The organism is Bartonella sp. MR100HLJHH (assembly GCF_042194215.1).
GTDB lineage: Bacteria > Pseudomonadota > Alphaproteobacteria > Rhizobiales > Rhizobiaceae > Bartonella > Bartonella grahamii.
The window spans coordinates 1-2,600 of record NZ_JBHIMR010000049.1 but is presented as its reverse complement, the minus strand read 5'-3'; the positions used below and the strand labels follow the sequence as shown (position 1 = coordinate 2,600).

The 2,600-nt window shown below is 34.8% G+C and carries 2 protein-coding genes and 1 tRNA gene; all 3 read right to left on the bottom strand.

Annotated features, from left to right (window positions below):
• Window positions 1–227: 227 nt before the first annotated feature.
• Window positions 228–317: transfer RNA gene (locus ACFIJ7_RS09295), tRNA-Ser, on the bottom strand.
• Window positions 318–1,323: 1,006 nt separating this feature from the next.
• Complete coding sequence (locus ACFIJ7_RS09290; RefSeq protein WP_375645165.1) at window positions 1,324–2,367, bottom strand: tyrosine-type recombinase/integrase; 1,044 nt, start codon at window positions 2,365–2,367, stop codon at window positions 1,324–1,326.
• A gap of 8 nt (window positions 2,368–2,375) precedes the next feature.
• Entirely contained in the window at window positions 2,376–2,594 is a 219-nt protein-coding gene (locus ACFIJ7_RS09285) for a hypothetical protein (protein ID WP_012755083.1), read from the bottom strand.
• Window positions 2,595–2,600 lie beyond the last annotated feature (6 nt).

Genomic DNA, 2,600 nt, shown 5'->3' with positions numbered 1-2,600 from the left:
TTGTGATTTTGAGCAGAAAAGAAAAGAGGCTTTAAACGATCTTTGAAAGGTCTTTGAAGACCCTTTGAGAACCACTTTAAAACTCTTTGAGAAAAAATAAATTGGTACAAAACCTAGTGGCAAAATATACAAAACCTGCTGGCAAGCTACAGCTGGCAAGCTACAAGCTGGCAAGCTACATACAAACACACATGAAATCAATAAGTTATAGCACCATAAAAGTGCTGTGGCGGAGGGGGTGGGATTCGAACCCACGGTACAGTCTCCTGCACGCCGGTTTTCAAGACCGGTGCCTTAAACCGCTCGGCCACCCCTCCAAACTGAATATGCTTTCTGACAAATTTCTTGCAAAAGGTCAATCATTTTAATACGCATTTAAAGCGTTCTTTGTAAAACTATTTAAATTTCAATTAAAATAATTCTTCATAAGTCAATTCTTTGAGTGTGTTATCTAACAGTTTCATTTTTAAACATGATCGCTTTTTCTGAAAAAATGAAAAGTAAATATGGTATTTATCATTTCTTTTTTTCTGTTTAAAAAATTTTCACAAAGCAATATTTTTTAAGTTTTAACGACCGATATTCGTAATAATAAGAAATGTTTGGTTGAAAATATTTGATAAATTATATTAAATTCTTTGCGGGCGTGTATTTTTGAATTATTTTATATTTCCAGATATTTATTCTATTCAAATCGTTCATATCTGCGAAAAAAAATGTTATTGTTCTGACAGTTTATGAGAGATAAATTTGTAAGAATGACATAATATATTCAAGGAAAGTTTTTATTGAATTTAAATAAGCATAATTCGATAAGAAAGCTCTTTAAAAGATTTTAATTTTTTAAATAAAAATATTTAGATATTTAGTGCGTCTAAAGGGCGGCTTGGAGGGAATGGCTGGTTTGCACTATTTGAAAAAATTTTTATGTAAGATTTGCATCGACAGTTTAAAATCTCTTCCAGATATGACTAGAAATTAGGTATATTTATAATGCTTTTTTTGTGGGATAAGCAAAAAGTTAGTTGGAATAGAAGAAAAGATTATTGAACAATACGCTTAGATAAATAGATAGCTTGTTAAGGTATTGCATAGTTTTTCAAGAATAGAACTTAAAAACGCTAAATTATGCAGAGGCAGAAAGCATAAACTTTAACAGACAAGGTTTTAAAAGCCGCTTCATTCATAAGTATGTGTAAAATAAAAAAATTATTTACAAAAAAATGGTGGGCGATGAGAGCAAATAAAAAGCAAGTAAAATAAAATAGTTATGTCTAATATGAGGGAATAGGTGAATCTTGATTCTATTGAGTTTTTTTGCCTCTATCCCTCATCTTTTTGAAGCTTTTTTATGGCTTCAAGAGCAAGTTTTTTACGGTCTGCGCTCTTTGTGTAAAGAGATGCCATAGCGTCATCTGTCCAGCCAAAAATTGCTTTGAGTTGTGATACTGTTGCACCAGAGTTAGCTGCGCGTGTTGCTGCTAATTTTCTTAAGCCATGTGCTGATTTTTTGATTTCTGCTACGTTACAAGCCTCACGAAAAAGGTTGCCAAAACTTTCTTTAACTAGTTTTTTACCTTCTTTACCACAAATGAATGTTTCTGCTCCAATAGGACCTGCTTCAAGCGTTTTGGCTAATTCCGGTAAAATGGGAAGAAAAACATCTGTTTGGAATTTACTTTTCTCTGTTTTAAGATGAATGATGTTATTCTTTACATCTTTCCAGCCAATGCGGACCGCATCACCACGATGTAAACCCGTGTAAAGAAGGACATCAATCCAGACGCGTTCATGCGTTCCTAGAGCCCATTTTTTATAATATTTCTCAACATCTTCTTCTGTCCAAACAACAAATCCATCTTTGTTGTTAAGGGCTGGTCTTCTTACTCCTGTTGTTGGATTATTTTCTAAAAGACCTTGTTCAATTGCCCAATTAAAAAGACCATTAAGGGCTTTCAGAAAGTTTCTAGCCATTGCTGGTGTTTCTTTGCGTCGTTCAACACCGGCTATGATATGTTTCTTTTCAATTGCTTGGTATGGAATATTTCCTATGGTATCACATACCTTCATAAGGATGAGTTCTTTTTGTTTTTGGGTGACTTTAGAAAGGCTATGCCAATTGGAGCTGTTAAAGTATTGTTTAAGCAGCCATGCAAATGACCCTTCAACAAGTTTACCGGTTTTGGATTTAGGAAGTATAAGCCCTTGTAACTCGGCAAGTGCGCTTTTGTAGTTGTCAACAAACTCTTGCGTTCCATAGGTACCGCGTATTCTAATACGTGGTCCATGACCAATACGTACATACCATATAATTTTACCATGGCGTGTGACTTCTTTGACAAGATGAGGGGGGCGTGGTTTTGGCATAAGCAATTTTACATCTTAGAGAGCGCGGTTTCGTAATATTCATTCTTTGACAAATCTAAAAGTTTGTCTGGGTGGTTAACTGAATTTGGTATTGGAATATCGGATTTGAGATAGATAAGCAGTTCACCTGTAGGTTTGATTTCTACGAGTTCACATCCTTGTTTTTTAGCTTCTCTTAAAGCGCGTGCAATGGCTGGTTGCGTTATAGCAGCTGGACGAGGCGCCATATCTTT

Bases quoted from the DNA above. Each gene is read 5' to 3' on its own strand.
- ACFIJ7_RS09285 (WP_012755083.1), bottom strand. From the start codon at position 2,594: ATGGCGCCTCGTCCAGCTGCTATAACGCAACCAGCCATTGCACGCGCT.
- ACFIJ7_RS09290 (WP_375645165.1), bottom strand. From the start codon at position 2,367: ATGCCAAAACCACGCCCCCCTCATCTTGTCAAAGAAGTCACACGCCAT.